The sequence below is a fragment of the Prevotella sp. S7-1-8 genome (genome assembly GCF_000758925.1).
In the GTDB taxonomy this organism is placed as follows: domain Bacteria; phylum Bacteroidota; class Bacteroidia; order Bacteroidales; family Bacteroidaceae; genus Prevotella.
Genome location: NZ_JRNC01000118.1, coordinates 1 through 3,460 on the forward strand (window position 1 = coordinate 1; position 3,460 = coordinate 3,460).

Annotated in this window: 2 rRNA genes; both read left to right on the forward strand. The window is 53.5% G+C overall.

From position 1 onward, the window contains the following. Nucleotides 1-215: 215 nt before the first annotated feature. A 23S ribosomal RNA gene (locus tag HMPREF1640_RS12120) occupies nt 216-3,121 on the forward strand. Between the two features lie 183 nt (nt 3,122-3,304). Next, nucleotides 3,305-3,417, forward strand: a 5S ribosomal RNA gene (gene rrf / locus HMPREF1640_RS12125). Nucleotides 3,418-3,460 lie beyond the last annotated feature (43 nt).

Below are 3,460 nucleotides of genomic sequence, written 5' to 3' on the forward strand. Positions count from 1 at the left end.
TTTTTCCAAGTTTACTATTCTTGGTTATATTATTGCCGCATCGATCTTTGACATATTGACACAAGCGAAACTGTAAAGAGAACAAATCTCAACAGACCGTGGTTTATTCCACGGTTTAAAACAACACAGCTGAAAGTATGGGCGGCCGTCCCTTATCTTGCCTATTTCGTTTTATAACCTTTAGGCATTCATCAAGATCAGGATGGCCAATCAATAAGAAAGTAACTAAGGGCGCATGGCGGATGCCTTGGCTCACTCAGGCGATGAAGGACGCGATAAGCTGCGATAATCCGCGGGTAGGTGCAAATAACCATTGATCCGCGGGTTTCCGAATGGGACAACCCGTATGTCTTGACGACATTCATCCACTTTTAATGGTGGAGGCCAACGGAGGGAACTGAAACATCTTAGTACCTCCAGGAAAAGAAAATAAATTAATGATTCCCCCAGTAGTGGCGAGCGACCGGGGAACAGCCCAAACCGTCCGGGTCTCAGGCCCGGTCGGGGTAGTAGGACCGCGTCGTTGCACTTTAATTTTGAGTGGAACCGGCTGGAAAGCCGGGCCATAGCGGGTGAAAGCCCCTTACACGAAGAGATTAAAGGCATAGCGGTATCCTGAGTAACGCGGAGCACGAGGAATTCTGCGCGAATCCGCCGGGACCATCCGGCAAGGCTAAATACTCGAGTGAGACCGATAGTGTACCAGTACCGTGAGGGAAAGGTGAAAAGCACTTCTACAAGAAGAGTGAAATAGTTCCTGAAACCATGCGCCTACAAGCGGTCGGAGCGTGTGTTTACACGTGACGGCGTGCCTTTTGCATAATGAACCTACGAGTTACCATCACCGGCGAGGCTAAGTCTCATGAGAGACGCATCCGCAGTGAAAGCGAGCCTGAACAGGGCGAAATACAGTCGGTGGGGGTAGACGCGAAACCAAGTGATCTACACATGTCCAGGTTGAAGTCCCGGTAACACGGGATGGAGGACCGCACCAATAAGCGTTGAAAAGCTTCTGGATGAGGTGTGTGTAGGAGTGAAAGGCCAATCAAACTTGGAGATAGCTCGTACTCCCCGAAAGGCATTTAGGTGCCGCGTGCGACGATCCGCGTGAGAGGTAGAGCGACCGATAGGTCGAGAGGGCTTCACCGCCTGTCAAGACCTGACGAACTCCGAATGCTCACGCGCCGCAGTTGCGCAGTAAGGGGGCGGGTGCTAAGGTCCGTCCCCGAGAGGAGAAGAATCCAGACCGTCGTCTAAGGTCCCGGAATTCTGCCTGAGTTAGTCTAACGAAGTCTGGTCCCCGTGACAGCCAGGATGTTGGCTTGGAAGCAGCCATTCATTCAAAGAGTGCGTAACAGCTCACTGGTCGAGGGTCCGGGCATGGATAATAATCGGGTATAAGGCAGATACCGAAGGCGCGGGATAGCAAATCATAAAAGTATCGGTAGGGGAGCATTCCATCGGCGTCGAATGCGGGGGTTGACCCCCGCTGGAGCTTATGGAAACGCAAATGTAGGTATAAGTAACGACAAGGAGGGCGAGAACCCCTCCCGCCGTAAGTCCAAGGTTTCCCGGGCAATGCCAGTCATCCCGGGGTCAGTCGGGTCCTAAGCCTCAGCCTACTGGCGAGGGCGATGGCCTAAACGGTTAATATTCCGTTACTTCCCTTTGGAGCGATGTGGTGACGGAGCAGTGACACGGCCGCGGGGCGACGGAAGTCCCCGTTGAAGAGTGTAGGCGTTGACATGGGCAGGCAAATCCACCCATGGAGTCGACCTTGACAGTATGGATTTCCCTTCGGGGCGATCCAATAGCGCCGGTAATCATACTCCCAAGAAAACCCGCTAAGCATATCCATAGGGAACCCGTACCGCAAACCGACACAGGTAGACGGGTAGAACATACTAAGGCGTTGAGAGATTCATGGTTAAGGAACTAGGCAAACTGACCCTGTAACTTCGGGATAAAGGGTCCTCGTGATTTTACGAGGCGCAGAGAATAGGTCCAGGCAACTGTTTAACAAAAACACAGGGCTGTGCTAACACGAAAGTGGATGTATACAGCCTGACACCTGCCCGGTGCCGGAAGGTTAAGAGGAGAGGTCATCCCTTTAGGGTGCCGCCTTGAATTGAAGCCCCGGTAAACGGCGGCCGTAACTATAACGGTCCTAAGGTAGCGAAATTCCTTGTCGGGTAAGTTCCGACCTGCACGAATGGTGTAATGATCCGGACGCTGTCTCGACCATGATCTCAGTGAAATTGTAGTATCGGTGAAGATGCCGATTACCCGCGATGGGACGAAAAGACCCCGTGAACCTTTACTATAGCTTAGCATTGACCTTGGTCATCCGATGTGTAGGATAGGCCGGAGGCATCGACGCGGTCGCGCCAGCGGTCGTTGAGCCATCCTTGAAATACGGCCCTTTGGCTGTCTGAGGTCTAACGCGCTAATTGCGCGGACACTGCTTGGTGGGTAGTTTGACTGGGGTGGTCGCCTCCAAAAGCGTAACGGAGGCTTCCAAAGGTGCCCTCCGGCCGATTGGTAACCGGCCTTATAGAGTGCAATGGCATAAGGGCGCTTGACTGGGAGGCAGACATGCCGAGCAGGCAGGAAACTGGGGCATAGTGATCCGGTGCAAGTGTATGGAAACTGCATCGCTCAAAGGATAAAAGGTACTCCGGGGATAACAGGCTGATCCCCCCCAAGAGCTCATATCGACGGGGTGGTTTGGCACCTCGATGTCGGCTCGTCACATCCTGGGGCTGGAGAAGGTCCCAAGGGTTGGGCTGTTCGCCCATTAAAGTGGCACGCGAGCTGGGTTCAGAACGTCGTGAGACAGTTCGGTCTCTATCTATCGTGGGCGCAGGAGTTTTGCGTGGTGCCGTCACTAGTACGAGAGGACCGTGATGGACAGACCTCCGGTTTGCCGGTTGTGCCGCCAGGCGCACCGCCGGGTATCTGAGTCTGGTATGGATAAGCGCTGAAAGCATCTAAGCGCGAAGCCTTCCGCAAGATGAGAACTCCATAGAGGGTCGTCGCAGACGACGACGTTGATAGGGCGCAGGTGTAAAGACAGCGATGTCAAAGCCGAGCGCTACTAATTGCCCGAACGCTTTCTTGGCCTAGACCATGCCGTGTCTTGCGTGTGTGGATTAAAGGCTACTGGGGCTCATGTTTTCAGTTGTGGCTTTGTTAGCCACGGTTTCAGCTTGTGTGAATACGTCACCCATACGCGGGTGGTCATGACTCGGGTTGTCGCTTTTGTGGCGAGTTCCTTGCTTGTCATGCGGCCGGCGAAGAGATATCAGGTGGTTATTGCGGCGGGGTCCCACCTCTTCCCATTCCGAACAGAGAAGTTAAGCCCGCTTGCGCCGATGGTACTGCAATGCAATGCGGGAGAGTAGGTAGCCGCCTTTTTTCAACGAAGCCCTCAGGATTTTATGTCTTGAGGGCTTTTTTG